Consider the following 26,608-nt stretch of genomic DNA (forward strand, 5'->3'; position numbering starts at 1 on the left):
CGTCACTCAGCTGAGAAGGATCGGCTCCGTAGGGGGTGAGCCGTGTTTGCGCACGCGGAGGATGCGGTAGCCCTTGCCTGTAGCGGTGCGGAAGACGCTGTACCCCGGCTGGAAAGTCGATCCGATCCATCGCTGCAGTGAATCGGCGCCGAGGTTGCGCTGAACGACAAGCCAGGCGTCGCTACGCTCGTCGAGCCGCGGTATCCAGCGCTCTAGCAACCCATGAAGTTCATTCTTTCCGACGCGGATCGGCGGGTTCGAACGAATCGTGCGGAACGAGACGTGCTCGGGAACATCGTCGGGCAAAGATGCGTTGACGTTAGTGAGCCCGAGGGAAGCAGCGTTGCGACGAACAAGGTCAAGCGCACGTTCATTAACATCAACGGCCCAAACGGTAGCGTGCGGAGACGCCAAAGCCATTGAAATGCTCACGGGCCCCCAACCGCTTCCGAGGTCGAGAAGATCGCCACCCGGGGGAACCGGGGGCATGTTGGCGAGGAGCACTGCAGTGCCGGCATCCAGACGATCGGGGCTGAACACACCACCAGCGGTGGTGAGCTCTAGCTCTCGGCCTGCGAGCGATACATGGATCTTACGCAGATTCTCGGGGCTTGCCGGGGCCGCAGTGAAGTAATGATCTGACCCCATACGGCGAGCGTACCGGACACCGCGGGCTAAGGTTAAGGCTCGATACAAAACCCAGAGACAGGAACGGATGACGGACCCCACGACACCTGCCGCCGACGACGACTCGGTCGATCGCGTGCTTGCCAACGCAGCGAAGCGTTCTGACGTGCACGTTTTCGGTGCAGCTCAGGCACTGCAAGATAAGTCCACGGCCTCTCACACCGGCGCGGACGGCGCGCAGTGGGACCTCGAAGACCGGCACGCGTTGCGGCGTGTAGGCGGACTTTCTACCGAACTTGAAGACGTTACTGAAGTCGAGTATCGGCAGCTTCGGCTAGAGAACGTTGTTCTCGCCGGCGTTTATCCTCAGGGTGCCCAGGAAGACGCAGAGAACTCGCTTCGTGAGCTCGCCGCATTGGCGGAGACAGCCGGGGCAGTCGTGCTTGATGGCGTGCTCCAACGGCGTCCGCACCCGGACCCTGCGACCTACCTCGGTCGCGGCAAGGCGCAAGAGCTGAAAGACATTGTGGCCGCCGTCGGCGCAGACACGGTGATCGCCGACACCGAGCTTGCCCCGAGCCAGCGACGTGCACTCGAAGACGTCGTCAAAGTGAAGGTTATTGACCGCACCACGGTGATCCTCGATATCTTCAGCCAGCATGCCAAGAGCCGCGAAGGTAAAGCGCAGGTCGAGCTTGCGCAGCTCGAGTATCTGCTCCCTCGTCTACGTGGCTGGGGTGACTCGATGAGCCGCCAGGCTGGTGGACAGGTGGGTGCAGGCGGTGCGGGAATGGGATCTCGCGGGCCTGGTGAGACGAAGATCGAACTCGATCGCCGCAGAATCCGCACGAAGATGGCGCTCCTTCGTCGACAGATTCGCGACTTTGGTCCGGCACGCGAGGCAAAGCGGGCTGAACGTAAGCGCAACACAATCCCCTCGGTTGCCATCGCTGGTTACACAAACGCAGGCAAGTCCAGCCTCCTCAATGCACTTACCAGTGCCGGTGTGCTGGTCGAGAACGCACTTTTCGCGACGCTTGATGCGACCGTGCGTCGTGCTGAGACGGAAGACGGCCGCGTGTATACGTTGACCGATACCGTCGGTTTTGTGCGCAATCTCCCGCATCAGCTGGTGGAGGCCTTCCGTTCCACCCTTGAAGAGGTGGGCGAAGCCGACGTGGTCCTGCACGTGGTGGATGGTGCTCACCCAGATCCTGCCGGCCAACTTCAGACCGTCCGCGATGTGCTGGGTGACGTCGGTGTTCGGGATATGCCCGAGATTGTCGTCTTCAACAAAGCTGACTTGATCGACGAGGACGAACGGCTTGTTCTTCGAGGGCTGCAGCCGCATGCTCACTTTGTGTCTTCCCGCTCCGGTGAGGGAGTGGAGGCCTTGCGCGCAGCGGTCGAGGAGGCTCTTCCTCGACCAGCTGTCGAAGTCCATGCGGTGATTCCCTATGACCGGGGTGACCTCGTCGCGGCGATTCATGAGACAGGAATGCTGCTCGACGTGACTCACGGAGAAGACGGGACAGTTGTGCACGCTCGTGTCTCTGAGAGACTTGCCGTCGATCTTGCGTCTTTTGTGCAGAAAGACTAGACCCTCTCTAGGAATGGCGAGAGGCGTCTGAAGGTTGTAGTCTTAGATGCTCGGGTGAAGTTGACCCGAGGTAGTAACTACACAGTGTGACAGCGGCTCCTTCGAGAGAAGGACCACGGGGCTGATCGGTTTCGACAGCGCCTGTGAATCCACGAGAAGCGGGCCGAGGATGCAGAGTTATCTCGTTAACGCTCTCTGCAAAACAATAGTTGCCGAAACCAAGCGCAACGACTTCGCCCTCGCTGCATAAGCGAGCCCGATAGTCCGTCAGGCCGTATGTGATTCCGGTACGGATCCTGGCGTCATTTAGGAATCTTGCTACGTGATGGCGTCTGGACGTCACGTGGGACTCTTCCCAGGCTGGGCTTGTCGACTTAGGTGTCTGTGACAAAGGTCGAAGCCGAGTAGAACGTCTTTACAGACTGCGCCCGGAGAAGGCGTGGAGACTCAGCGTTGGACGGGGGTTCGATTCCCCCCAGCTCCACCACGTCGCTGTCACACAAAAAGAGGCTCACACCCCGACTGGGGGCGTGAGCCTCTTTTCGTATGCCGGTCTAGCGAGGCCACTCGATAAGGATGAGGCCCTGACGGGTATCGGCTAAACGCACCCATCCGTCTCCGAAGAGGTAGGTCATGCCGTATCCGTCTTCGTCAGTCCCCATGGAGTACTCGATGTCTTCCGTTACATAGGTGCCGTCTGACCCATCCTCGAGCGTCCAGCCTTCGTCGAGGAGTGCCTGCTCTGCAGCTTTGGCATCCGCGCTCGAGAGGGGAGACCACCCGTAGAGCTGTCCATGGTCTGACCCAACGGTGTAGTCCGCCCAGAAGCACAGCAGGCCCTCTGGCAGCTCGATACCACCGACCACGAACTCTTTGGTCTCTGCGCTCCAGCCTGCGTCAGAAAGTGCCGCGACGGTCCGCGCCGAGATCATCGATTCGCAGCTGAGGCCCTCTGGTGCCCCATCCGTTGACGGCGACGTCGTAGGTGCGGTGCTCGCATCCCCTTGGGCCGCTGTTTCGGTCGGAGTAGGTGACGTTGTCGACAGCGAGGGAGACGCGCAGGCGGAAAGCGCCACAAGAACAAGCGCGAGGCCAGCGATGGCGGGCAGAATGCGAGGGGTCATGGTGCCTCGTTGTTCGGCTTAGTCCTGCAGGAGTGTGATGAAGTCGGCATGGAGACCACCGTTGGTGGCCAGTACTGAACGAGCGGAAAGCGTTTCTGTCCCATCAACGGCCGTCATCTGACCGCCAGCCTCGCGCACGATGGGCACAGCGGCGGCGATGTCGTATTCCTGGATCCCGAATTCCGCGACCATGTCGATCCGGCCCTCGGCGAGAAGCATGTATGCGTACACGTCTCCGTATGCGCGGTCGCGCCACACCTGGGAAGCGATCTTCAGGAGCGAGTCGAGGCGGCCGGCCTCGGACCACTGGGCGATGCTTTGAAAGCTCACACTGGCTTCGCTGAGTGACGACACTTCCGATGTGTGAAGCTGACGTGGCTTTCCTTCGAGCGTCGTCCAGGCGCCTTCGCCGGTCGCTCCCCACCAGCGGCGTCCGATGGCTGGCATGCTGACGACGCCCACCTGCGGCACTCCGTCGATGGCGAGCGCGATCATCGTGCCCCACAGTGGGACGCCTCGCAGAAAATTCGCCGTCCCGTCGATTGGGTCGATGATCCACTGCCGATGCGTGCTTCCTTCCGTTCCATACTCTTCGCCGAAGATGCCGTCATCCGGGCGCTCAGACGTGATGATGCTTCGAATTGCCCGCTCGGTCGCGAGGTCAGCGTCTGTCACGTACGACTTGTCTGCTTTGGTAGAGATCTCGAGGTCGGCAGCATCAAACCGGGGGAGCGATTGGGCATCGGCTGCGTCGGCGAGACGGAGGGCGAGCGCGAGGTCGCTCGCGAGGACATCGGCGGAAGAAGAAGCAGTCACTCTCCCAGGGTAGTCGCCTCTGCCGCGGGCTCTACGTGTCGATTTTCAGACCATCCCGTCCCTGACTGCGGTCGGCCACGCCCGGATGCCCGCCTCGATTTCGCACCGGACCGCTCGGCTGGTAATGTAATTCCTCGGTCGGGGTTATCCCGGGCCACGCACCTCTAGCTCAATCGGCAGAGCAACTGACTCTTAATCAGTGGGTTCTCGGTTCAAGTCCGAGGGGGTGCACCAGAAAGGTCTTGAAACTCTCGCCAGTTTCAGGGCCTTTCGTTGTTTTTAGGGCTCAGCTCATGCGTTTTCGATGCCCCGCGACGTTCATGCGAAAAAACTTTTCTCGGGTTCGCGTAATGAAGTTGTCACTACACCGTCTCTCAGGTGGGGACAAACGCGTCTCACTTTTTCAACGCAAAGCTGCTCGGCAGTTGGTCGAAGAAGCAGACGCATCATCGAGAGACTGGGATCTATTGTGAACAAGCGCATCGGGCACGCAAAAGCTCGCCGAAAAGCCACCACCTTCATGGCCGCTGCCGCAGCGGTGCTCACAGCTACTTTCACGCTCGTCGGCGCTGGTGCCGCGAGCGCGGCTGAGTACGACTACCCGGCCGCCATCGATCCTACGTCGATCGTTGTGACAACTTCGGACGGTAGCGACACCGTAGCTCAGGAAGAGCGAGTACGTATTGACGCTGCGTGGTCAGTGCCTGATGGTGCAATGGGTGGCGAGACTTTCGGGTTCACGCTTCCTCCCGAGTTCGAGCGCGTGAGTATGAGCTTCTCGGTACCGTCCTTGGACGACCCGAACCAGACCGTCGCGGAATGCGTCGTGAGTGACGACGCTCCGGCAGTCGTGACCTGCACGCTCACCGATTACGTGAACGGCCGCACCGACGTAAATGGCACTCTCTGGTTTGAGGCCAGAGCGCACAGCGCAACCACGAACAGCACGGTGGACTTCACTGTCGACGGCAGTCTCACTCCGGTGCAGCTTCCTGGTGACGGGACCGGCATCGTTGTGCCTGACCCCGCCTCGCCGCTGCCCACCGACCCGGTTAAGTGGTCGTGGCAGTCGGACAACGGCAGTATCGCTTGGCAGCTCGTGCTCCCAGGAGCGAGTTTCCAGGATTCCGACTCGATCGTCATCACTGACACGTTGGTCCCTGCAGACGGCGAATACGCAGAGCATCACAACGAAGACGGTCAGCTCCTGGTCTGGAGTACTGACCTGATGGACCAGAACGCTCAAGACATCACGGACTGGACCGGTGGATGGAACGACGAGGGAACTGCCTTTGAGATCGAGATTGCAGGCCCGATCAATCCCGAGCGTGTCTACCTTGTGAAGTACTACACCGTCCCGAGCTCGACGACCGCTGGATCTACCTATAGCAATATCGCTAACGTCAACGGGGTTACCATCGACGACGACTTGTCGTGGACCGTTACAGGCGGTGGCGCGGGCAATGGCAACACCTCTGGCGCATTCGTGCTGAACAAGGTTGTCGAAGGATCTGGCGTCTCCGATGTGCCGACCGACACCACGTACACCGTTCGCTACAGCTACGGAGACCCGGCCGTCGAGGCCACGGTCGATTTGACCGCTGGCGTGTTCTCTTCGCCCGTGCAGCTTCCCACCGGGACTGTCGTCACGCTGGAAGAAATCACACCGCAGGCGATCGACGGCGTCGAATGGGAAACACCGGTCTTCTCCGGTGCAGGAGTGACAGTGCTGGACAATGGCGACGCGCAGATCACCATCGGAAATGCGTCACCGACCGTTGTCACGCTCACGAACACTGCCTCGATGATTCCCGCACTTGATCCGCCGATCGTGGACCCGCCTGTCGTGGACCCACCCGTTGTGGACCCGCCTGTTGTGGAGGAGCCCGTTGAGCCGACCGTCGTGGTGACGCCGCCCAGCATCGATCTGCCAACCGAGCTGCCTCTGACAGACGGATCTTCGCTTGCCCGCACCGGTGGGGACGCGCCGGCAGGGATGCTGTGGATCGGTGGAGCTGCGCTTGCACTCGGCATCGCGCTGACTGTTCTCGGTGCTGCGCGCTCGCGCGCACGTCAGTCCCAGGACTAATCAACGACAAAAGCCGGTGTGGCGGGAGGTTTATCCTCGCGCCACACCGGCTTTGTTGGCGCTATCGGCGAGTGTTGGCGATGCGGGCTGAGAGCTGATGCGCATGCGAGAGTAGGATTCGCCCCAGCTCGACGCGGCGTTCAGGCGCGAACCGAAACTCAACACCTGTGAGGCTGAGTGCCCATTCCGGGCGACCAGCCCGGTCGAACACGGCAGCGCCGAGGCCCCAGCTTCCTTCGACGATGAGGCCGGGATTGACGGCATAACCCCGCGACTTTGTGTCCATGAGGCGCTCCCGCAACGGGCGCTCTGCGTGCTTCTTTCCCCAGTTGCTCGCTAGTTCAGGGTGGCGTTCAAGGTAGGCATCCACATCGTGGTCGGGGAGAAAGGCCAGAATGGCAAGGCCAGCGCTGGCAACGCCAAGAGGAAAGCGCACCCCCTCACTCAAGACGAAAGAGCGAATAGGGAACGACCCCTCCTCGCGGAGCAGGCAGACCGTTTCATCCGCTCGACGTACGGAGAGGAAGGCGCTCTCCTCTGTTTTTACCGCGAGTGAGCGCACAATGTCGCGGGCAAGTCCCGTCACGTCATAACGTGCAGCGGCAACAGATCCCATCAGAAAGAGCTCTGGCCCAGGCCTCCAGCGGGCGTCCGCCTCATCGCGATCCACGAGGCCTTCAGCCTTCAGCGCGCTGAGGAGGCGATGTGCGGTTGAGCGGGAGAGGTCCGCCGCACCAGCGAGGTCCTGCAAAGTGGCGCCCGAAGGGCCTCCCGCTGTGACCAAACGCAGCAGTCGAGCAGCCCTCGCCACGGCTTGCGCGCCAGGTACTGGTATCGAAGATTCCATAATGTGGACGCTAGTCTCGCTGTTGGCCACATGGCAAGATGCGACTTCCTTCTTGCAGGGCAACCCGTGGATGCTGGGGGAGTACCGACGCAAAGGAGCCGACGTGATCGACAAGCAATGGGAGTCAGCGGCGGCGGCAGTCGCCGATATTGAAGACGGATCGTCGCTTGCCGTCGGCGGATTCGGCCTCTCGGGAAACCCGATCGCGCTGATCGAGGCCGTGCTCGCTCAGGGCACAAAAGACCTCAGCGTTGTGAGTAACAACTGCGGCGTCGACGACTGGGGTCTCGGGATCCTGCTCGGCGCCCAACGCATCCGCAAGATGACATCGTCGTATGTGGGGGAGAACAAGGAGTTCGAGCGGCAGTTTCTGAGCGGAGAACTCGAGGTGGACTTGACGCCGCAGGGCACGCTCGCGGAAAAGCTCAGGGCAGGAGGCTCGGGAATTGCGGCGTTCTTTACCCAGACCGGGGTCGGCACTCAAGTAGCTGAGGGTGGGCTTCCGCGAAAGTACAACACCGACGGCAGGGTTGATGTTGCTTCGCCACCGAAAGACGTGCGCGCATTCGAGGTGAATGGACAGATGCGAGAGTTCGTTCTCGAAGAGGCGATCGCGACCGACTTTTCGCTGGTGCACGCCGCACGCGGGGACCGCCATGGCAACCTCGTCTTCAACAAAGCGGCACGCAACTTCAATCCGCTCGCCGCGATGGCCGGGCGCATCTGCATCGCGCAGGTGGAGGAGCTCGTAGAGCCCGGCGAGCTCGACCCAGACAGCGTGCATCTGCCGGGAGTATTCGTGAACCGCATCGTGGAGGTCGGCCGCGACATACCGAAGCGTATCGAGCGACGAACCGTTGCAGCGGAAGGAGTCTGACGTGGCACTCACGCGCGACCAGATGGCGGCACGCGCCGCCGCGGAACTTCGAGACGGCGCGTACGTCAACTTGGGCATCGGGTTGCCGACGCTCGTACCCAACCACGTTCCCCATGGCGTCACGGTGGTGCTGCAATCGGAAAACGGCATTTTGGGTGTCGGGCCCTATCCGCATGAAAGCGCCGTTGACCCCGACCTCATCAACGCAGGCAAAGAGACGGTGACGACACTCGATGGGGCGAGTTTCTTCGACTCCGCGATAAGTTTCGGAATGATCAGGGGCGGCAAGATCGACGCGGCCATCCTGGGGGCGATGCAGGTTTCGGCTTCAGGAGATCTCGCGAATTGGATGATTCCAGGCAAGATGGTGAAGGGCCCTGGTGGCGCGATGGATCTCGTGCACGGCGCTGGCCGAGTTATCGTCCTGATGGAACACGTGGCACGCGACGGGTCAGCGAAGATCGTCAATGAGTGCTCGCTTCCGCTGACTGGCCGACAGGTCGTTGACCGGATCATCACCGATCTTGCCGTTATCGACGTCACTCCCGATGGGCTGATGCTCGTGGAGACAGCAGAGGGCGTCACTGTTGACGAAGTGGTTGCGGCGACCGAACCGCGGCTGACTATCTCTCCCGCTTTGCAGAACGAAAGGACTCACGACCATGACACACACTGACATTGTCATTGTTGCCGCCGCCCGCACGCCACAGGGCCGTCTCAAAGGGCAGTTGGCTGCGTTCACCGCGCCCCAGCTCGGATCGTTCGCCATTCGCGGAGCGCTGGAGCTGGGGTCGATCGGTGCTGCCGACGTCGATGCTGTGATCGTTGGCCAAGTGCTCGCCGCCGGATCAGGACAGAACGCCGCGCGACAGGCAGCTATCGGCGCTGGCATTGGATGGGATGTTCCCGCGCACTCTGTCAACAAGGTGTGCCTGTCTGGGCTGACCGCCATCATCGACGCGGCCAGGATGATTCGCACCGGAGACGCAGGCGTTGTTGTCGCAGCCGGGATGGAGTCGATGACACGGGCACCGCACCTGCTGATGGGCTCTCGCGACGGGTGGACGTACGGGAGCATCGAAGTGCTCGACCATATGGCCTACGACGGTCTCACCGACGCTTATGACCGCGAGAGCATGGGCGCATCGACCGAACGGCATAACGCGCGGTTCGAACTCACGAGGGAGGCGCAGGATCGCGTCGCCGCGCTGTCGCACCAACGCTCAGCGGCGGCGCAAGAATCTGGCGTCCTGGATGCGGAGATCGTTGCGGTCGAGGTTCCGCAGCGCAAGGGAGATCCGGTGCTCGTGAGGAAAGACGAGGGAATCCGGCCCGACACGACGGTCGAGACGCTGGCAGGACTGCGTGCCGCCTTCGCCGATGGTGGCTCTATCACCGCGGGAAACTCGTCGCAGATATCTGATGGAGCATCAGCGGTCGTTGTCACAACGCGCGGCATCGCGGAGGAGAAAGGGTGGACTGTTCTCGCTACAGTCGGCGCGAGTGGCCAAACGGCTGGACCAGATAACTCGCTTCAGGCTCAGCCTGCGCGAGCGATCGAGCGGGCATGCCAGAAGCAGGGCATTGCTGTCGCTGATCTTGACGTGGTGGAGATCAACGAAGCATTCGGCGCCGTTGTCGCGCGATCTCAAGCTGAACTAGGCCTTGACGAGAGTGTCGTCAACATCCACGGAGGCGGTATCGCGATCGGACACCCCATCGGAGTGTCTGGCAACCGACTCGTCGTGCACGCCGTGCATGAGCTTGCGCGGCGAGGCAGCGGCACCGCTGCGGTGGGACTCTGCGGCGGCGGAGGTCAAGGCGAGGCCCTCATCCTCACGCGGTGAGCTGAGGGCGCCTCAATCAGTGGCGCTTATCTTTCGCGTGGTCCTGGGTGTCGGCCAGCGCCTTCTGCGAGCGGAACTGCAGGCGCTGAGCCTTCTTCGCCTTTTTGACAGCCTGAGGAGAGTCAGCATCCACAAGCACTCCGCGACGCTCGCGTTCCATATCAACCACGGCGCCGACAGCGAGTGCCATGGTGATGCTCCAGCTCAACCATGAAAGAACGGCACGCCAGGTGATCGGCTGCTCACGGGTACCGCGCAACAAAGAAATGCCCGCCGAGATCGCAGCGATAAGTCCGGTACTGAAGAGGTAGCGCATTCCCCCACGCTACCTTCCCTCGGCACCAGACGCATCGAGCCTTGACAACCGGGGTGCTCTCCTGGCAGTCAGGCGGAACAGCACTCGTTCAGGGGTGGGCGGTAACATGGGGGAGTCGCGGATCATCCGCGGCCGCAAAACCGTGTATCTACCGGCCGTCGTTTCTTTCGGCGGACAGCGGCGGCACCCGACATCGCGTCTTTGACGCGCGAGAGCCATGACACGCGCTATTTCATCGCAACAACTCACCGAGCCGAGCCTTCTGCGGCTGGCCGGTCTTCCTTATTTTCTGATCGCCTTCATCGCGCGACTTCCGTTCGCGATGATGGTCGTTGGCGTTTTGACAGTGGTGGTATCTGCCCGCGGATCGCTATCGCTCGGCGGGCTCACCTCGGCCGCCGTCGGTCTGGGCACAGCCTGCTTCGGCCCGCTTCTCGGCGCTGCCGCTGACCGCTTCGGCCAGCGAGTGGTGTTGGTGTCGCTCGCACTCGCGAACGGCACGATGTTGCTTCTTTTCACTGCTGTCGTCTACGGCACAGCCTCAGACGGCTTCGTCCTACTGGCCGCCGTCGGCATCGGGGCGACTGCACCACAGGTCGCCCCGCTTTCGCGGTCCCGTCTGGTCACGCTCATCAGTGAACGGATGCCAGAGTCGCGGCGCGCGAAAACAGTGTCAGGGACGATGGCCTACGAGTCGGCCGCGGACGAGACCGTCTTTGTCTTCGGGCCGTTCTTTGTCGGTATCCTCGCCTCCGCTATCGCGCCATGGGCTCCGCTTGTGGGGGCGGCCGTGCTGACCATCGTCTTTGTCGGCGCATTCGCGTTGCACCCGAGCGGGCGCCACGTGTCGCAGGAACGCGACATCGATGGCAAAGCGCTTTCTGCGGTGTCTGAGCTGTTCCGCCCTCAGCTGCTGATCGTTGTCTTGGGAATCCTCGGCGTGGGTATCTTCTTCGGCACGATGCTCACCTCACTCACATCCTTCATGGCCGACCGTGGCGCACCAGAGCAGGCTGGCCTTCTCTACGGCGTGATGGGTGTCGGCTCGGCCATCTTGGCGCTGGGCGTTGCATGGTTGCCACCGGCGTTCTCGCTGCGGGCACGCTGGTTGGTGTTCTCTGGAATCCTCTTCTCAGGATCCCTCCTGCTGGGTTTCGTCACGTCTCCGGCGACGATGGCGCTGGCACTGGCGATCATGGGAATCGGAATCGGGCCCACCCTGGTGACGCAGTACAGTTTCGGAGCTGCTCGCAGTCCGCGCGGGCGATCAGCAACGGTCATGACGATGCTCGGCTCAGGGGTGATCGTCGGACAGTCCATCGGAGCGGCTGTGGCTGGTGAGCTCGCAGAGAACGTGGGCACTTCCGCCGCACTCCTGCTGCCGATGATCGCTGCGTTCATCGCGTTTGCCGCTGGCGTGGCCAACTGGGTTCTCAGCGGCTCCGGAACACGACGCGCTGCTGCTGCGGTGTGATATCGCGGGGGAGTAGCTTGCCAGCCCGGTAGATTGGATTCAACCGCTGGTGTGAGGAGCCCCACTTGACAGCCGCAGATTTCGTCGTCGTCGCTAACCGACTGCCCGTAGACCGGGTTGAAGGACCACAGGGCGAGGAGGTCTGGCGCACCTCACCAGGAGGACTCGTCGCGGCCCTCGAACCCATGATGCGGGGCGTCAACGGCGCCTGGGTGGGTTGGCCTGGCCAGCCGGATGTCCAGCTGGAGCCGTTTGAAGCAAACGGCATTCAACTGATACCCGTGCACTTGAGCGAAGAAGAGATCGCCGAGTACTACGAGGGTTTCGCAAACGACACCATTTGGCCGCTCTACCATGACGTAATCGCTCCTCCGCAGTACCACCGCGAGTGGTGGGATGCATATGTCAGAGTGAATCGCCGTTTCGCCGAAGCCGCCGCTGCTGCCGCCGCACCAGACGGCACTGTCTGGGTGCACGACTACCAACTGCAGCTGGTGCCGCAGATGGTTCGCGAACTGCGTCCAGACGTCACGATCGGCTACTTTCACCACATTCCGTTCCCGGCGCACGGCCTCTACGCTCAGCTTCCGTGGCGGGATCAGGTGCTGCGAGGACTCCTTGGTGCTGACGTCATCGGGTTCCAGCGGGCACAGGATGCGACCTACTTCCTCACCGCCGTGCGACGTCGACTCCGGTACGAGGTGAAGGGCTCGCAAATTTCGGTGCCGGATGGCGAAGGCACCCGCACGGCGGTTGCCCGTGCTTTCCCTATTTCTATCGACACGTCGCCATACCTCGAGCTCGCAGCCAGAGAAGATGTACGCGCTCGCGCTGCAGAGATTCGCGAGAGCCTCGGCAACCCGAAGCGCATTCTCCTGGGCGTGGACAGGCTCGATTACACCAAAGGTATTCGGCACCGCATCAAGGCATACGGCGAGCTCCTGGCGGAGGGGCGACTCAACGTGGAAGACGTCACCTTGATTCAGGTCGCAAGCCCGAGCCGCGAGCGCGTTGACGCCTACGTGCAGCTGCGCGACGAGATTGAACTCTCGGTTGGTCGCATCAACGGCGACACCGACACGATGAATCACTCGGCCATCCGCTATTTGCACCAGGGATACCCGCGTGAAGAGATGGTGGCGTTGTATCTCGCCGCCGACGTGATGCTCGTCACGGCGCTGCGCGATGGCATGAACCTCGTCGCCAAAGAGTACGTGGCTACTCGCGTGGACGACCGCGGCGTGCTCGTGCTGAGCGAATTCACCGGAGCCGCGGATGAGCTTCGGCAAGCCGTTCGGGTAAACCCGCACGACATCGAAGGACTCAAGAACGCCATTATGACGGCCGTCGAGATGCCGCCTGCCGAGCAGGGGCGCCGTATGAGATCCCTCAGACGGCGAGTCCTTGACAACGACGTTGATGCCTGGTCATCCTCGTTCCTTGCCGCGCTCGCTGAGGCGCGCAAGCGTTGAGTCGCTTCACCGAACAGGTAGATGAGAGTGAATACCAGTCGAATGGAGAACCTATGACCCGCGCCTGGACCCCGGGAACCGCAGACGATGATCTGAGCGCTTTGGCAACAACGCCACGTCTGGTTGTTGCTCTCGACTTCGACGGCACCGCATCGCCGCTGGTGGCTGACCCGATGGCTGCCCGTGCGCTCCCAGAAGTGGCGGCACAGGTTGATCGACTTGCCGCTTTGCCGAACACGGTGGTGGCGTACGTATCCGGGCGCAGTATGCATGACCTGCGTGTCATCACAGAACACACCGACGACTCGCCGATTGTGCTGGCGGGGTCGCACGGTGCCCAGTACTGGTTCCCGGGGGAGGGCGCAGCCGATGCGCCAGGCGAGGCGACCGAAGAAGGTGCCAGGGAAGAACTATGGGCCGCAGCCAAGCCCATCATCGAGCGTCACGAGGGGGCAGAGTTCGAGCCCAAGACGTTCGGCATGGGGGTGCACACCCGCCGTACCGATCGCGACACGGAGGCGCGCGTTTTCGCAGAGATAGACGCGCTCGTCGCCGAGCGTTTTCCGCACTGGCGCCGGCGCTCCGGTCATCGCGTGTTGGAGTTCTCTTCCCGCACAGAGGGGAAGGATGCGGCGATGGCCGTTCTTCGCGAAAGGTTCGATGCAACGGGGATACTTTTCGCCGGAGACGACGTGACGGATGAAGACGCGATGAAGGTGCTCGCCGCCGGTGATCTTGGCGTTCGCGTGGGTCCGGGAGAGAGCGTGGCGACGCTGCGTGTGGACACTCCACAAGAGATCGCGCAGCTTCTGGAGGCGTTGGCGAACGAACGAGCCTCCGCGCCGCAATAGACTGCCGTCATGTCCTCGCATGATCCCTCCAACAGCGCGCCCACCGATATCAAGCCCCGAAGCCGTGTCGTTACTGACGGTATAGAGGCCACCACGTCCCGAGGCATGCTTCGTGCCGTCGGCATGGGCGATGCGGATTGGGATAAACCACAGATCGGGATTGCCTCGAGCTGGAACGAGATCACCCCCTGCAACCTGAGCCTGGATCGGCTGGCACAGGGCGCGAAAGAGGGCGTGCATTCTGGTGGCGGCTACCCGCTGCAGTTCGGCACGATCTCTGTCTCTGACGGTATTTCGATGGGGCACGAGGGAATGCACTTTTCCCTGGTTTCTCGCGAAGTCATCGCAGACTCCGTCGAAACCGTGATGATGGCCGAGCGCCTCGACGGTTCCGTCTTGCTCGCGGGCTGTGACAAGTCAATCCCTGGCATGCTGATGGCCAGCGCGCGCCTCGACCTCTCCAGCGTGTTCCTGTACGCCGGGTCGATCGCGCCAGGCTGGGTCAAGCTCTCGGATGGCACCGAGAAAGACGTGACGATCATTGACTCGTTCGAAGCCGTCGGCGCGTGCCGTGCTGGCCTCATGAGCGAGGAAGACCTCAAGCGCATCGAGTGCGCCATTGCGCCAGGTGAGGGCGCATGTGGCGGAATGTACACCGCCAACACGATGGCCTCCGTTGCAGAAGCGCTCGGGCTGAGCCTTCCAGGCTCCGCAGCGCCGCCCGCCGCCGACCGCCGCCGCGATTACTTCGCGCACCGCTCAGGCGAAGCCGTCGTCAACCTGCTCCGGCAGGGAATCACGACGCGCGACATCTTGACGCAAGAAGCCTTCGAGAACGCGATCGCATTGGCGATGGCCCTCGGCGGATCGACAAACGTGGTGCTGCACCTGCTGGCCATCGCACGTGAAGCCGAAGTGGAACTCAACCTCCACGACTTCAACCGCATCGGCGATAAGGTGCCGCACGTCGCAGACATGAAGCCGTTCGGTAAGTACGTCATGAACGACGTCGACCGTCACGGTGGCATTCCCGTCATCATGAAGGCGATGCTCGACGAGGGACTCCTGCACGGCGATGCCCTCACCGTCACCGGGAAGACGCTGGCCGAGAACCTCGCAGATCTTGACCCGCTGCCTATCGACGGTGAAGTGATCCACACCTTCGATAACCCGATTCACGCCACTGGCGGCCTGACGATCCTGCACGGTTCGCTCGCTCCAGAAGGCGCCGTCGTGAAGACGGCTGGCTTCGATGCAGCGGTATTCGAGGGCCCAGCCCGCGTGTTCGAGCGTGAGCGCGCCGCGATGGATGCCGTCGCCAACGGTGAGATCGAGTCTGGCACCGTCATCGTCATCCGCTACGAGGGTCCGAAGGGCGGACCTGGTATGCGGGAGATGCTCGCCATCACCGCAGCCATCAAGGGCGCTGGGCTCGGAAAAGATGTACTACTCTTGACTGACGGACGATTCTCAGGCGGCACAACCGGCCTGTGCATCGGCCACATAGCACCCGAAGCGGTGGACGCAGGTCCTATCGCCTTCGTGCGCGATGGTGATCTGATACGGGTCGATATCGCAGCTCGCTCTCTCGATCTACTCATCGATGAGGCGGAGCTCGCATCCCGCCGCTCTGGCTGGGAACCACTGCCCCCGCGCTACACCCGAGGCGTTCTTGCCAAGTACTCGCGACTCGTGCGGTCCGCCGCTGAGGGAGCGACCACAGGCTGACTTGGACGCTCCGGCATCCGGCGTCCTCCCCAGATCATCAGAAGGAAAATTATGACTGCTGACACTGCCTCGGCTGTGCCGAGGCCGCCCGCCCGTCAATCCTCTGCTCCGGAGCTCACCGGAGCTGAGGCCGTCGTCCGTTCGCTTGAGTTGCTCGGTGTCACCGACGTCTTCGGTCTGCCTGGCGGAGCGATCCTGCCCGTGTATGACCCGCTGATGGACTCCACCGCTCTGCGGCACATCCTGGTGCGCCACGAGCAGGGAGCAGGTCACGCCGCCGAAGGCTACGCCTCGGCATCGGGCAAGGTCGGCGTGTGCATCGCGACGTCTGGTCCTGGTGCGACGAACCTGGTTACGGCCATCGCAGACGCCTACATGGACTCGGTTCCGATGCTGGCCATCACCGGTCAGGTTTTCTCGACCCTGATGGGCACCGACGCGTTCCAAGAGGCGGACATCGTCGGTATCACCATGCCGATCACGAAGCACTCTTTCCTTGTGAAAGATGCAGCAGACATTCCTGGTGCCATCGCCGCGGCCTACGAGATTGCGGGCACCGGCCGACCAGGCCCCGTGCTGGTAGACATCACGAAGGATGCGCAGCAGGCGACAGCACCGTTTGTGTGGCCGCCGAAGATCGACCTGCCAGGCTACCGTCCGGTGACGAAAGCACACGGCAAGCAGATTCAAGCTGCTGCCACGTTGCTCGCCGAAGCGAAGAAGCCGGTGCTGTACGTGGGCGGCGGAGTAATCCGCGGCAAGGCTGCGGCCGAGCTGCTCGAACTCGCCGAGTCCACTGGCGCACCGGTGGTAACCACTCTGATGGCGCGTGGTGCCTTCCCCGACTCCCACCAGCAGCATTTGGGCATGCCGGGTATGCACGGAACGGTTCCGGCCGTGCTGGCACTCCAGGAAGCAGACCTTCTGGTCTCGCTCGGTGCACGATTCGACGACCGAGTGACTGGCAAAGCGGCTCTGTTCGCTCCAAATGCCAAGGTCGTACACGTAGACATCGATCCGGCTGAAATCTCTAAGATCCGTACCGCCGATGTCCCGATCGTGGGAGACGTGCGCGACGTGCTGACCGACCTAGACGCTGCGTTCCGCGTGGCGATCGGCACCGGAAAGCCGGATACCGAGGAGTGGTGGTCGTACCTCGATGGGCTCCGCAACGAGTTCCCGCTCGGCTATGCGCCTACCACCGATGGTCTGCTTGCACCGCAGCACGTGATTCAGCGAATCGGTGAGCTCACAGGGCCGGAGGGCATCTTCGCTTCCGGCGTGGGACAGCATCAGATGTGGTCGGCGCAGTTCATCAAGTACGAGCGCCCCAACGCCTGGCTGAACTCCGGTGGTGCGGGAACGATGGGGTACTCCGTCCCCGCAGCGATGGGCGCAAAAGTCGCGGAACCGGAGCGCCCCGTGTGGGCGATTGACGGCGACGGTTGCTTCCAGATGACCAACCAAGAGCTCGCGACCTGCACGATCAACAACATTCCGATCAAGGTGGCGATCATCAACAACTCGTCGCTCGGAATGGTGCGCCAGTGGCAGACGCTTTTCTACGACGGTCGCCACTCAAACACTGATCTCAACACGGGCCACGGGTCTATTCGCATCCCCGACTTCGTCAAGCTCGCAGAGGCATATGGGTGCCTCGCGATCCGCGTAGAGCGGGAAGACGAGGTGGATGCCGCTATCCAGCTCGCGTTGGAGACGAATGACCGACCAGTGGTTATCGATTTCGTGGTGAGTGCTGACTCGATGGTGTGGCCGATGGTCCCGCAGGGAGTCAGTAACAGCTATGTCCAGTACGCCCGCGAGCACGCGCCCGCTTTCGACGAGGAGGACTGATCCATGTCGACCCACGTGCTGAGCCTGTTGGTGGAGAACACCCCCGGCCTTCTTACCCGTGTCGCCGGGCTCTTCGCCCGTCGCGGCTTCAACATCGATTCGCTCGCCGTCGGCGTGACGGAGGTGCCGGGAATTTCTCGCATCACCGTCGTTGTCGATGTCGACGAACTCCCTCTCGAGCAGGTCACTAAACAGCTCAACAAGCTGATCAACGTGATCAAGATCGTGGAGCTCGATTTCCCCACGTCGGTGCAGCGAGAGCACATGCTCGTCAAGGTGCGCACCGACAACGCCACCCGGTCGAACGTGATCGAGGTCGTGAATCTCTTCCGTGCGTCCGTCGTCGACTATGCCGCTGACGCTCTCGTGATTGAGGTCACGGGCGACAAAGGCAAGGTCGAAGCGATGCTCCGCGCTCTTGAGCCATTCGGAATCAAGGAGATCGCACAGTCTGGCCTGCTGGCCATCGGCCGCGGTGGCAAGAGCATCACCGAGCGCGTACTGCGCGGCTGAGGACACAAATACCTATACCTGCGCTGCTGTCGTATGACAGACAACGCGAGAACCACCGTCACGAATAAGGAGAAACACCAGTGAGCACCGAGATCTTCTACGACGCCGATGCAGACCTGTCCCTGATCCAGGGCAAGAAGGTCGCGATCGTCGGCTACGGTTCGCAGGGTCACGCCCATGCGCAGAACCTGCGCGACTCTGGCGTCGAGGTTGCAATCGCCCTCAAGGAGGGCTCGAAGTCAGCCCCGAAGGCCGAAGAGGCCGGTTTCCCGGTGAAGACTGTCGCCGAGGCAACGCAGTGGGCCGACGTCATCATGATCCTCGCGCCAGACCAGCACCAGCGCACCATCTACAGCGAGTCCATCGCCCCGAACCTCACCGAGGGCAAGACGCTCGCGTTTGCACACGGTTTCAACATTCGGTTCGGATACATTGACGCGCCAGAAGGCGTCGATGTTATCCTCATCGCCCCGAAGGCGCCCGGCCACACGGTCCGTCGCGAGTTTGTCGCTGGTCGCGGCATCCCCGACATCATCGCTGTCGAGCGCGATGCATCCGGTCACGCGTGGGCGTTGGCTCTCTCGTACGCGAAGGCGATCGGTGGCACCCGCGCTGGCGTCATCAAGACCACCTTCACCGAGGAAACAGAGACTGACCTCTTCGGTGAGCAGGCTGTTCTGTGCGGTGGCGTCAGCCACCTCGTCCAGGCCGGTTTTGAGACGTTGACCGAAGCCGGCTACCAGCCGCAGATCGCCTACTTCGAGGTTCTGCACGAGCTCAAGCTCATCGTTGACCTGATGTGGGAGGGCGGCATCGCCAAGCAGCGCTGGTCGATCTCTGACACGGCTGAGTTCGGTGACTACGTCTCGGGCCCCCGCGTCATTGACGAGCGTGTCAAGGACAGCATGCAGGGCGTGCTCGCCGACATCCAGTCCGGCGCGTTCGCGAAGCGCTTCATCGACGACCAGGACAACGGTGCAGAAGAGTTCCTTGCGCTGCGCGCCAAGGAAGAGTCGCACCCGATTGAGGTCACCGGCAAGGAGCTGCGTTCGCTCTTCGCCTGGAAGCAGCAGGACGAGGACTACATCGACGGCAGCGCCGCTCGCTGATCCATCGTCAAAAAAATGGGCGCCCCGCTGGGGCGCCCATTTTTTCGTGTGTGCCGTGTATGTGGACACGATACGGCTGTCGATGTCCGAAGTCGTCGACACTTCTGCCGGAAGTCCTCAACACTCGTGTGCATCAGCCGATCCCACGGGCAGGTCAACTGTCTCGAATTTCATGGGATGCGAGACGCCGAGGAGTTACGCGCTACCGGTCGTATGAACGGCATGGCGCGGATACGCAACCAGAATTAGTAGGCGCTAGTCTCCTGCGCTCCGCGGCATAACATCGAAGCCCACTCGAACAGGAACCGTGTCGATACGCGGATCGCAGTGCAGTCGCTGCACAGCCTCCGGTTCGGCAGCGACCACAAAAGAGTCCCCATAGAGCCGCGCACCCCACGCCACACGGCCGCTAGCGTCCCAGGCGAATTCTGGGATTCGACGACCGATTTCTAGATCGGATGGCCGCACGGTGGACGGATAGTAGTCGTCGCCGAACACACGAACGGGTTTTCGCGTCCGAAGCCCTTCCGGATATCCCATCCATCGCAACGATGACAGATTGATTGAGCCGATCGCGTCCACCAGGGCCCCTCGGGTTTCAGCATCCACCTCACCCATCGCAGGAGCATACTCCTGAACCCATGGACGATCTTCGCGGACCTTCTCAACGACGTCCCACCACTCAAGCGAGGCCGTTTTGTCGTCCAGCGACATGAACTCAGACCAGTGCGCGAGCTCGTCGATTTCACGGCTTACGGGCAAGAACACTCGCAGCATCGGAAGATGCTGGTGGTGTTCGGGGATGAGGTCGCTTACGAGGTGCGGGTGCCCTTGCTCCGGGAACGGACTTTTGAAGAGAGTCCTAGACCTTTTGAAGAGAGCCATAGACGTAACCTACCGGCAGGGATTCGAGCTCGGGGCTATCGAACAGGTGAGGGAAGACGCCCTTACGTGTCACCTGCCCGGCGGGCGGAACGCGCGACGAAAGGGACGTATCTCCTCAATCGCAGATGGCAATGGCGGAGGTTCGACGCGTGAGTACCGACCTAGCCTGGTCTACAGTTCATCGAGGAACTGAGCTCGCGCCTTCATGGCGTGGATGATCAACTCGTAACCGTCGTCGTAGATCAGGGCGACGAGCTCGATCAGACGACCTGCTGGGTCGGCGCCGACCATGAGCCACCTGCGTGGGTCATCTTCGTCGTCGAGCGGGCGCGAATGCAGAACGTGCGCGGTGGCGTAGAGCACAACTGAGTCGTCAAGCTGGTCACGCCGGTAGTGCTTGCGGGCCGATTTGTGTAGGTCAGGCAACGTGTGCCCACTCGCGCACCGCGGCGCGGATCGCATCAGAGCGCGTGGTGATGCCCTCAGCTTCAGCTCGCGCGGTCAGAGCCGCGATGGTCGACGCGTCGAGTCGCACGGGAATGACGGCACCTGGGCCATCGCCTACGGGTGGCCGACCGCGTCGAGGCTTGGGGAGTTTCGACAGGTCATAACCGGCCTCGGCCTCGTCCGCCCACGCCTGAATCTGCTCGTCGGTCACAGGGTTGCCGTGCAATAGATGCTCACTCATACCATTAGCGTATACGAAACTCACAAGATTGTGTATACGAAAACTTGAACCTGAACCGCCTCGGCATCGAACCTGAGGCGTTTCGTCGCCCTCCTCGGCGTCTCGCATCCCATGGGTTATGCGCCGCCGAGATTATGAGACACCTCGACCGGTTGAAACCACGGACCAACTGAGGAAGTCCACAAGGCGCGGGGCAGAGGCGTTCGTCCCGGAGAGCTCGATTGATGATGAGATTTGCCATCGCACCACGACGGAGATGGCGAGAGCAGTGAAGCTAACCCATCTGTAGAAGCTGCTAGTGCCCCGGCGTAATCGTGACCGTCGTAATTGACGTCGAGAGTAGCTGTCGGCACTCCGCCGAATATCTACCACACGCGTTTCGGCGCGACTAGGTTTCGGCAGGGGGTTTCAGCGGGTCATCTCCGGCGTGTCGCGGACTTGAGCTTCAGCATCGGCGTGAACGCCGGAAACGATCGTCTACGGCGGAGGCCCGTCCACCGCTTGTGCCTCGCTAAGCTCTGCTGATGAGCGCGAAAGCGGAGCAGATGGACGCCAAGATTCACGGTCGTGCTGTTTCGACAACGGCGACTAGCGCGGTGCTGCTTGGGTGCATCATCGCAACGGTTCACCTCGTTCTTGGCGGGACCACGTATCTCGCGCTTTCAACCGCCGATCTTTTCGTGGCTTGGCCGTACTTCCTCGCACTCGCCTTTGTAGTCGCCGGACTCGTCATTCACGCAGGCGCACCGGTCAGCGGCTGGCCACACGTCGTCATCACGGTCGGGTCCGGCATCATCGCAGCACTCGCTCTTCCAGTCGCCTGGTTCTATTTCGGCTTGGCCGGAATCGGACTCGAGAACGACGCCGACCAGCAGATCGTAGCTCTCATGGGAGTCTTCAGCGCATCCGTGCTCCCCGTGGTGGCGGCCTTCGTCGGTGGCGTGTTCTCCTGGCGCAACCTGACCCAGCCCGCACGATTCCGGGTGCGTGGCATGGTGATCATCGCCGTCACCTCGATCGCACTCGCCACCGCGTGCATCATCTTCGCGCGCCTGTCATACCCTGTGCCAGATTGGGTTTAGTGACGGGATCCTTCGCGCAGCTTCGCCGCACGTAGTCGCATGGGGGCACTCGCGTCGAGCCATTCCACGGCCGGGCGCGTCCTCCTTTGCGACGATCGGGGCTCCACGCACAAGAATCGTTCGACACCGCTGAGGACGGCCCGTCTCGCTCGGTTAGGTACCCCTCGCTGCGTCGGATTCGTCGAGTTACTCGCTCCGTCCTGACAGGCGAGCGGCACGCGCTGACACAACGGGCTCCCGCGGTGATCGCCACCTACACCTCGGCAGGCGTTCTGAACCGTGGCCGGTGTCAGGAGAAGAGCTGGCGAAGCGCGTCGAGATCACCGGAGTCGACCACCTTTTGGACCACGTCAATGGTCTCCTGGTTCAGGAACATGCCCTTGAGGGTGTCGTTCCAAATTGCCCGTACGGTGTCCACATCACCGGCGTCAACTGCCCTGCCCGCGGACTCGATGGCCTGCTGATACGGAATCTGCTGGAACCCGGCAGGCGCGTCATCAGGGCTGTAGTACGGCACCCAGGGAAGGTCGGGGTTGGGGGTGAGCCAGAGCACCTGCCCGGGCTGGATCACGCGCACGTGGTTCATCTCGCCGAGAGTAGGCCACGCGCAAAGCCTTTCAGCGATCACAGCCTCGACGTCGCCAGGTTCAACGGTATAGGTCACGGGAGTGCCGTCCTCATCGACTGCCACCTCGCCCCGCGCGAACTCACGTGCGCCTAGATCCCGGAGAATCCCCTGCCTCTCCCAATACAAACCACCGCCGTCGCCGTATACCTCAGACATGCCGGAACAGGTTTCCGACTCGGTCGATTGCGGCGTCAGCGTACTCTCGGTCATCGGCTCGGTGTCAGCCGTGGGAGCGGAGGCTTCAGACGTCTGAACTGACGCTGGTGCTGTGGCGGTGCACCCGGCCAGCGCGGCAGCCGTCAAGGCGAGTGCGGCGAGTACAGGGGCGAGCTTGTGCGTGCCAGACATGACGCCATACTGGCAGACCGGCACCACCTTCTCGACGTCAGCTCGACGTCAGTCAGGCGGGCACGCGTCGATGCGGCTGGTGCTCAGCGCCACATCTCATGTGAACTCACTGATCGAGATCACCGTTGCAACTCGTGGAGCGGGGCCGCTGCGCGCGTCAACAGTAGGCAGTTGACGCCCAGCCGAAATCCTCTGCCGATTGGCGGTTCTGGAAGACGTTAGCGGCGACCCTTCCGCCCTGTTTCGCGACTTCGCGCCGGAAACGATCGTTTACGGCTGGCCGATGACGATCAGCTGTCGACCGCTCGTCCCCATACGACCAGGAAGGTGCCCGTAGGTTACGCACCCCGCGGTACGCCCATCGGGGGGTTGAGGGAAGGACCCGAGCTTGTCTGAGAAGTCCACCGCGCTCCTCATGGATGCTGTCGCGTCTAGGACCGACTGGCGTCTGGTTCGGACCTTCTCGTGTGAAGTCATCGTGCAAAATCCAGGCGAAGAGCTGCAGACCTTCGAGCTTCACACCGAACCGATGCACTCGTCGTATGTCCTCATTGACCCTCGAACCGGCAGTCGGCAGTCCTATGACGACACCACCCGCTCGTTTGACACCGACGGGCAGATAGTGCGCCGATCTGGGGGCGCCGTCACGATCTCTACCGCATGGTTGATGCCGAACGTGTGGGCAACCGGGCAACAGTCAGTTTGCAGGGGTGTGCGGATGCGAGCCTGTTGGGCACGCTCACCATTGATCTCAATCGAGGCCTCGTTGTGCGCATCTATGCCCCGACACTTCACGTGGAGTATCGGGGCATAGCGCCGGCGCGTAGCCGATTCGGAGTCTCCTCTATTTAGAGGCCCACTTCTTCCTCTCGGCGGACGCCGACAGCGGGTCACGGACAGCCAGATCCGCAACGCGCTCAGCACAATGCCCGAAATACTAGGGCCAGCTGTGCCGCTGACTTCGCACACTCACAACGGCACTAGGGTCGGGTGAGCTCTTCCAATACCTCGATGACGTGACGATACGGGCGGCCCGTTGCCCGCGTCATTCCGATTTCGCAGGTGCGGTTGGCAGAGACAAATGCATCGAATTCACCACGCTCGACTTCTGCGGCGGCAATCTCGGCCGATTCCTGAGCGGTGGCGCTCTTGGTGAGTTCGGGGTGCAGCATCCCACGGTCTCCCGCGAAGGCGCAGCAGCCCCATCCTTCAGGAACGAATACTTCGTCTGCGACAGCCGCTGCGATCTCGGTCAAGGCTCCTGTCGCTCCCAACGCGGTCGTCGAGCAGGTCGGATGTACGGCAATCGTCGGGAGCTTCGCGGAGACGTCCAACCGTGGCAACACTTCTCTGGCCACGAAAGTCGTCGCGTCTTCGATCTTCAGTCCTTCGTAGCGGGGATTGTTCGCGATGGACTGTGCAAGCATCACATCTAGCCCCTCGGTGCACGAGGCCGCATCGCACACCACCGGAAGCTCACCCTGTCTGCTGGCTTCCCAGAGCGAGTCCAGCACCCGGTCCGACATGAGCGCATAGCCGTCGAGGTGACCTTTCGACTTCCACGGCGTTCCGCAGCACAGGCCGCCGTTCTCCTCAGGAATCACGACCGGGATCCCTGCTCGTGAAAGGAGTTCCTGCAACGCGTCTCGGGAACCCTGACCTTCGCCCTCTGCGCCGAACATCGTGCCGATACACGCGCCAAAAAAGACGGCGCGCGCGTCGGACGGTGCCGTAGGTCGTGGCGGCTTGGATCCGCCGCGGGGGAGCCCCGCATCGTATAGCGGCATAGTGTCGCTGCCGAGTACTGCTCGGCCGACCTGTGTCACTGATCGAATCAGCGGGGCAGGAAGCGCATCGGCGACCGTCAGCGCCACCCCGCCTGCGCGGGTCACCGTGCTCCAGTGCTTGGCTGCGGTGTTCCATGCCGCGCCCTCGACAGCGTGGGACTGCTCCGCACGCAATCGGCGCACCAAGTCGCCGGTGTTGATGTCGACGGGGCAGGCGACGCCGCACATGCCGTCAACCGCACAGGTCTGCACGCCGTCGTAGTCGTAGTCCCGTTTCAGATCGTGCAGCAGCTCGGTATCGCCCTGTTCTTCGGCCCACGCCATGTCGCGGCGGATCACAATCCGTTGACGCGGCGTGAGCGTGATGTCCTTGCTCGGGCAGGTCGGTTCGCAGTAGCCGCACTCGACGCAGCGATCGACTTCTTTTTCTACGGTGGGAACGCGCTTCAGATCGTGGAGATAAGACTCGGGGTCGTCTGAGAGCACCACACCGGGATTGAGAATGTGGTCGGGGTCGAACAGGTTTTTGATCTCCCACATGACATCAGTCAGCTCGTCACCGTACTGACGGCGAACGAACGGCGCCATGATGCGACCAGTTCCGTGCTCTGCCTTGAGTGATCCCTGCTGGGCGAGCACCAGGTCGACCAGGTCGTCGGTGAATCGACGGTAGCGCGCGACGCTTTCTGGATCGTCGAAGCGTTCATTGAGGAGGAAGTGGATGTTTCCATCCTTGGCGTGCCCGAAGATGACAGAACCTTCGTATCCGTGGGCTTCGAACAATTCGATCAGGCGCTCGCACGTCGCCAGCAGGTGGGGAACCGGTACGACGATGTCCTCCAGCAATGCCGTCGTGCCGGAAGGTCGGGCGCCGGCCACAGCCGTGTAGAGCCCCTTGCGCACCTGCCACAGCGCCGCGCGCTCTGTGGTGTCAGTGGTCAATTTTGGGGGGACAGAAAGGGGGAGTTTCTCAAAGCTGGTCTGAGCCGCCGTGCTGGCGTCGGTGAGTTCCTCTGCGCTGGACGCATGTACTTCGACAAGGAGGGCGGCGTGGCCCGCAACCTCAATCTCGGCAATAGCCGCCGGGACTTCGCTCAACCCCTGCGCGACCCGCAACGAGGCGGCATCCATGAGTTCGATGGTCGCGAGCCCGAGTTCGGTGAGGCCAGGAAGCGCCGTCATCGCTGCGGAAAGAGTGTCGAACACCAACAACCCGGTGGCGATCGACGGGCGAACCTCAATCGTGCGAAAACGGGCTTCCGCGACGAACGCGAGTGTGCCTTCTGATCCGATGATGAGGTGCTCGAGAATGCGCACGGGGTCGTCGAAGTCGAGGAGCGCGTTCAGTCCGTACCCCATCGTGTTCTTCATGGAGAACTGTTGACGAAGAAACGTGACGTGCTCTGGTGAGCCAAGCAGTCGCTCTCTGAGCGAGAGGAGACCATCGACGAGTGCGGGTTCCGCTGCACGCAGCAGCTCGTTCGCCTCCGGGTGCCCCGTGTCGAGAATCGTTCCGCTCGGGAGCACAATCGTCATTGACTCGATGGTCTGATACGAGTTCTCTGTGATCCCGCACGCCATGCCAGAGGAGTTGTTGGCCACGACACCCCCGATGGTGCACGCGATCTCACTCGCGGGGTCGGGGCCGAGTTTGCGTCGATACCGCGCCAGGCGGGTGTTTACTTGGCGCACAGTCGCTCCAGGGCCCACTCGAACAGTTGCGCCGTCTGCTTCGACACCAATGCCGCGAAAGTTGCTCCGGGTATCGACCAAGATGTCGCCGCTAATGCTCTGGCCGGACAGGCTCGTGCCACCAGAGCGGAAGGTGAGTGTGCGACCGGCCGCGCGCACCGCTCCAAAAGCGCGGGCCACGCCCTCAGCATCAGCGGGGGAGAGCACCGCGTCCGGAATCAGCAGGTAGTGGGAAGCGTCGTGCGCTCTGGCGAAGCGGTCGATAGAGCGGGTATGCACCTGTGTAGTCGGCCCCAGCAGCGCGGCGTCTAGCGGTTCAGCGAGTGTGGTCGACACGGTGCTCCTCTGCTCCGG

General features: G+C 62.2%; 23 protein-coding genes, 1 tRNA gene and 1 other RNA gene. 15 read left to right on the forward strand and 10 right to left on the reverse strand.

Translation table 11 applies throughout. The features are described 5' to 3' along the window. Nucleotides 1–6: 6 nt before the first annotated feature. Entirely contained in the window at nucleotides 7–648 is a 642-nt protein-coding gene (locus AB0O87_RS09155; protein ID WP_363514478.1) for a methyltransferase, read from the reverse strand. A gap of 67 nt (nucleotides 649–715) precedes the next feature. Here AB0O87_RS09155 and hflX point away from each other — a divergent pair, with 67 nt between their 5' ends. Together hflX and ssrA are read left to right on the forward strand one after the other, a co-directional pair. Then, complete coding sequence (gene hflX, locus AB0O87_RS09160; protein WP_363514481.1) at nucleotides 716–2,227, forward strand: GTPase HflX; 1,512 nt, start codon at nucleotides 716–718, stop codon at nucleotides 2,225–2,227. A 117-nt stretch (nucleotides 2,228–2,344) separates the two neighbouring features. Beyond that, nucleotides 2,345–2,714: a transfer-messenger RNA gene (ssrA, locus tag AB0O87_RS09165) on the forward strand. 67 nt (nucleotides 2,715–2,781) lie between these two features. On the opposite strand, the gene AB0O87_RS09170 is transcribed toward ssrA, so the two are convergent. Together AB0O87_RS09170 and AB0O87_RS09175 are read right to left on the reverse strand one after the other, a co-directional pair. After that, nucleotides 2,782–3,351: a hypothetical protein gene (locus AB0O87_RS09170; protein WP_363514484.1), complete on the reverse strand. Its 570-nt coding sequence runs from the start codon at nucleotides 3,349–3,351 to the stop codon at nucleotides 2,782–2,784. Nucleotides 3,352–3,369: 18 nt separating this feature from the next. Continuing rightward, nucleotides 3,370–4,167: an inositol monophosphatase family protein gene (locus tag AB0O87_RS09175; protein ID WP_363514487.1), complete on the reverse strand. Its 798-nt coding sequence runs from the start codon at nucleotides 4,165–4,167 to the stop codon at nucleotides 3,370–3,372. Between the two features lie 158 nt (nucleotides 4,168–4,325). Between AB0O87_RS09175 and AB0O87_RS09180 the strand changes: the two genes are divergently transcribed. Together AB0O87_RS09180 and AB0O87_RS09185 are read left to right on the forward strand one after the other, a co-directional pair. Then, nucleotides 4,326–4,401 (forward strand) — tRNA-Lys (locus AB0O87_RS09180). A 235-nt stretch (nucleotides 4,402–4,636) separates the two neighbouring features. Continuing rightward, complete coding sequence (locus AB0O87_RS09185) at nucleotides 4,637–6,256, forward strand: Ig-like domain-containing protein (protein WP_363514490.1); 1,620 nt, start codon at nucleotides 4,637–4,639, stop codon at nucleotides 6,254–6,256. Between the two features lie 61 nt (nucleotides 6,257–6,317). On the opposite strand, the gene AB0O87_RS09190 is transcribed toward AB0O87_RS09185, so the two are convergent. Continuing rightward, nucleotides 6,318–7,103 (reverse strand): IclR family transcriptional regulator, encoded by a 786-nt coding sequence (locus AB0O87_RS09190; protein WP_363514493.1) that lies wholly within the window; start codon nucleotides 7,101–7,103, stop codon nucleotides 6,318–6,320. Nucleotides 7,104–7,206: 103 nt separating this feature from the next. Here AB0O87_RS09190 and AB0O87_RS09195 point away from each other — a divergent pair, with 103 nt between their 5' ends. Genes AB0O87_RS09195 through AB0O87_RS09205 form a run of 3 tightly spaced genes read left to right on the forward strand, consistent with a single transcriptional unit; the run spans nucleotide 7,207 to nucleotide 9,827 of the window. Continuing rightward, nucleotides 7,207–7,980 carry a CoA transferase subunit A gene (locus tag AB0O87_RS09195; RefSeq protein WP_363516177.1) on the forward strand — a complete coding sequence of 258 codons (774 nt, stop codon included), beginning with the start codon at nucleotides 7,207–7,209 and terminating at the stop codon, nucleotides 7,978–7,980. Between the two features lies 1 nt (nucleotide 7,981). Beyond that, on the forward strand, nucleotides 7,982–8,656 hold the full coding sequence (locus tag AB0O87_RS09200) for a 3-oxoacid CoA-transferase subunit B (protein WP_363514496.1): 675 nt from the start codon (nucleotides 7,982–7,984) through the stop codon (nucleotides 8,654–8,656). Beyond that, a complete protein-coding gene (locus AB0O87_RS09205) occupies nucleotides 8,643–9,827 on the forward strand; it encodes an acetyl-CoA C-acetyltransferase (RefSeq protein WP_363514499.1) in 1,185 nt (394 codons plus the stop codon). Before AB0O87_RS09200 ends, AB0O87_RS09205 begins: the two co-directional genes overlap by 14 nt. Before the next feature lie 16 nt (nucleotides 9,828–9,843). Here the strand turns inward: AB0O87_RS09205 and AB0O87_RS09210 are convergent, their stop codons facing one another. Further along, nucleotides 9,844–10,143 carry a hypothetical protein gene (locus tag AB0O87_RS09210; protein ID WP_363514502.1) on the reverse strand — a complete coding sequence of 100 codons (300 nt, stop codon included), beginning with the start codon at nucleotides 10,141–10,143 and terminating at the stop codon, nucleotides 9,844–9,846. A 217-nt stretch (nucleotides 10,144–10,360) separates the two neighbouring features. Between AB0O87_RS09210 and AB0O87_RS09215 the strand changes: the two genes are divergently transcribed. The 7 genes from AB0O87_RS09215 (at nucleotide 10,361) to ilvC (ending at nucleotide 19,144) form a co-directional block, all read left to right on the forward strand. Next, nucleotides 10,361–11,617, forward strand: coding sequence for an MFS transporter (locus AB0O87_RS09215; RefSeq protein WP_363514505.1), 1,257 nt, complete (start codon nucleotides 10,361–10,363; stop codon nucleotides 11,615–11,617). Between the two features lie 65 nt (nucleotides 11,618–11,682). Then, entirely contained in the window at nucleotides 11,683–13,089 is a 1,407-nt protein-coding gene (locus AB0O87_RS09220) for a trehalose-6-phosphate synthase (RefSeq protein WP_363514508.1), read from the forward strand. Between the two features lie 53 nt (nucleotides 13,090–13,142). Next, nucleotides 13,143–13,940 (forward strand): trehalose-phosphatase, encoded by a 798-nt coding sequence (gene otsB, locus AB0O87_RS09225; RefSeq protein ID WP_363514511.1) that lies wholly within the window; start codon nucleotides 13,143–13,145, stop codon nucleotides 13,938–13,940. A gap of 9 nt (nucleotides 13,941–13,949) precedes the next feature. Further along, complete coding sequence (gene ilvD / locus AB0O87_RS09230) at nucleotides 13,950–15,668, forward strand: dihydroxy-acid dehydratase (protein WP_363514514.1); 1,719 nt, start codon at nucleotides 13,950–13,952, stop codon at nucleotides 15,666–15,668. A gap of 51 nt (nucleotides 15,669–15,719) precedes the next feature. Further along, the gene (locus AB0O87_RS09235) at nucleotides 15,720–17,522 is read left to right on the forward strand and encodes an acetolactate synthase large subunit (RefSeq protein ID WP_363514517.1); all 1,803 of its coding nucleotides are present in this window, start codon (nucleotides 15,720–15,722) and stop codon (nucleotides 17,520–17,522) included. Between the two features lie 3 nt (nucleotides 17,523–17,525). After that, nucleotides 17,526–18,035, forward strand: coding sequence for an acetolactate synthase small subunit (ilvN, locus tag AB0O87_RS09240; protein ID WP_363514520.1), 510 nt, complete (start codon nucleotides 17,526–17,528; stop codon nucleotides 18,033–18,035). 80 nt (nucleotides 18,036–18,115) lie between these two features. After that, nucleotides 18,116–19,144, forward strand: coding sequence for a ketol-acid reductoisomerase (ilvC, locus tag AB0O87_RS09245; RefSeq protein WP_363514523.1), 1,029 nt, complete (start codon nucleotides 18,116–18,118; stop codon nucleotides 19,142–19,144). 255 nt (nucleotides 19,145–19,399) lie between these two features. Here the strand turns inward: ilvC and AB0O87_RS09250 are convergent, their stop codons facing one another. From AB0O87_RS09250 to AB0O87_RS09260, 3 genes are all read right to left on the reverse strand, one after another. Next, nucleotides 19,400–20,029: a hypothetical protein gene (locus AB0O87_RS09250; RefSeq protein ID WP_363514526.1), complete on the reverse strand. Its 630-nt coding sequence runs from the start codon at nucleotides 20,027–20,029 to the stop codon at nucleotides 19,400–19,402. Between the two features lie 171 nt (nucleotides 20,030–20,200). After that, the gene (locus AB0O87_RS09255) at nucleotides 20,201–20,455 is read right to left on the reverse strand and encodes a toxin (RefSeq protein ID WP_363514529.1); all 255 of its coding nucleotides are present in this window, start codon (nucleotides 20,453–20,455) and stop codon (nucleotides 20,201–20,203) included. Then, on the reverse strand, nucleotides 20,448–20,717 hold the full coding sequence (locus AB0O87_RS09260; RefSeq protein ID WP_363514532.1) for a ribbon-helix-helix protein, CopG family: 270 nt from the start codon (nucleotides 20,715–20,717) through the stop codon (nucleotides 20,448–20,450). The genes AB0O87_RS09255 and AB0O87_RS09260 overlap by 8 nt, the downstream gene beginning before the upstream one ends. A gap of 524 nt (nucleotides 20,718–21,241) precedes the next feature. Here AB0O87_RS09260 and AB0O87_RS09265 point away from each other — a divergent pair. Next, entirely contained in the window at nucleotides 21,242–21,799 is a 558-nt protein-coding gene (locus AB0O87_RS09265) for a hypothetical protein (RefSeq protein WP_363514535.1), read from the forward strand. Between the two features lie 289 nt (nucleotides 21,800–22,088). Here AB0O87_RS09265 and AB0O87_RS09270 read toward each other — a convergent pair whose 3' ends face one another. Next, nucleotides 22,089–22,775 carry a hypothetical protein gene (locus AB0O87_RS09270; protein WP_363514538.1) on the reverse strand — a complete coding sequence of 229 codons (687 nt, stop codon included), beginning with the start codon at nucleotides 22,773–22,775 and terminating at the stop codon, nucleotides 22,089–22,091. Nucleotides 22,776–23,755: 980 nt separating this feature from the next. Continuing rightward, on the reverse strand, nucleotides 23,756–26,590 hold the full coding sequence (locus AB0O87_RS09275) for an FAD-binding and (Fe-S)-binding domain-containing protein (protein WP_363514541.1): 2,835 nt from the start codon (nucleotides 26,588–26,590) through the stop codon (nucleotides 23,756–23,758). Nucleotides 26,591–26,608 lie beyond the last annotated feature (18 nt).

This window comes from Microbacterium sp. NPDC076768 (assembly GCF_040687205.1).
GTDB lineage: Bacteria > Actinomycetota > Actinomycetes > Actinomycetales > Microbacteriaceae > Microbacterium.

Excerpts from the sequence above, each read along its gene's own strand:
- AB0O87_RS09155 (WP_363514478.1), bottom strand. The coding sequence starts at position 648 with ATGGGGTCAGATCATTACTTCACTGCGGCCCCGGCAAGCCCCGAGAAT.
- hflX (WP_363514481.1), top strand. The coding sequence starts at position 716 with ATGACGGACCCCACGACACCTGCCGCCGACGACGACTCGGTCGATCGC.
- AB0O87_RS09170 (WP_363514484.1), bottom strand. The coding sequence starts at position 3,351 with ATGACCCCTCGCATTCTGCCCGCCATCGCTGGCCTCGCGCTTGTTCTT.
- AB0O87_RS09190 (WP_363514493.1), bottom strand. The coding sequence starts at position 7,103 with ATGGAATCTTCGATACCAGTACCTGGCGCGCAAGCCGTGGCGAGGGCT.
- AB0O87_RS09205 (WP_363514499.1), top strand. The coding sequence starts at position 8,643 with ATGACACACACTGACATTGTCATTGTTGCCGCCGCCCGCACGCCACAG.
- AB0O87_RS09210 (WP_363514502.1), bottom strand. The coding sequence starts at position 10,143 with ATGCGCTACCTCTTCAGTACCGGACTTATCGCTGCGATCTCGGCGGGC.
- AB0O87_RS09215 (WP_363514505.1), top strand. The coding sequence starts at position 10,361 with ATGACACGCGCTATTTCATCGCAACAACTCACCGAGCCGAGCCTTCTG.
- otsB (WP_363514511.1), top strand. The coding sequence starts at position 13,143 with ATGACCCGCGCCTGGACCCCGGGAACCGCAGACGATGATCTGAGCGCT.
- ilvD (WP_363514514.1), top strand. The coding sequence starts at position 13,950 with ATGTCCTCGCATGATCCCTCCAACAGCGCGCCCACCGATATCAAGCCC.
- AB0O87_RS09235 (WP_363514517.1), top strand. The coding sequence starts at position 15,720 with ATGACTGCTGACACTGCCTCGGCTGTGCCGAGGCCGCCCGCCCGTCAA.
- ilvN (WP_363514520.1), top strand. The coding sequence starts at position 17,526 with ATGTCGACCCACGTGCTGAGCCTGTTGGTGGAGAACACCCCCGGCCTT.
- AB0O87_RS09250 (WP_363514526.1), bottom strand. The coding sequence starts at position 20,029 with ATGGCTCTCTTCAAAAGGTCTAGGACTCTCTTCAAAAGTCCGTTCCCG.
- AB0O87_RS09260 (WP_363514532.1), bottom strand. The coding sequence starts at position 20,717 with ATGAGTGAGCATCTATTGCACGGCAACCCTGTGACCGACGAGCAGATT.
- AB0O87_RS09265 (WP_363514535.1), top strand. The coding sequence starts at position 21,242 with ATGAGCGCGAAAGCGGAGCAGATGGACGCCAAGATTCACGGTCGTGCT.
- AB0O87_RS09270 (WP_363514538.1), bottom strand. The coding sequence starts at position 22,775 with ATGTCTGGCACGCACAAGCTCGCCCCTGTACTCGCCGCACTCGCCTTG.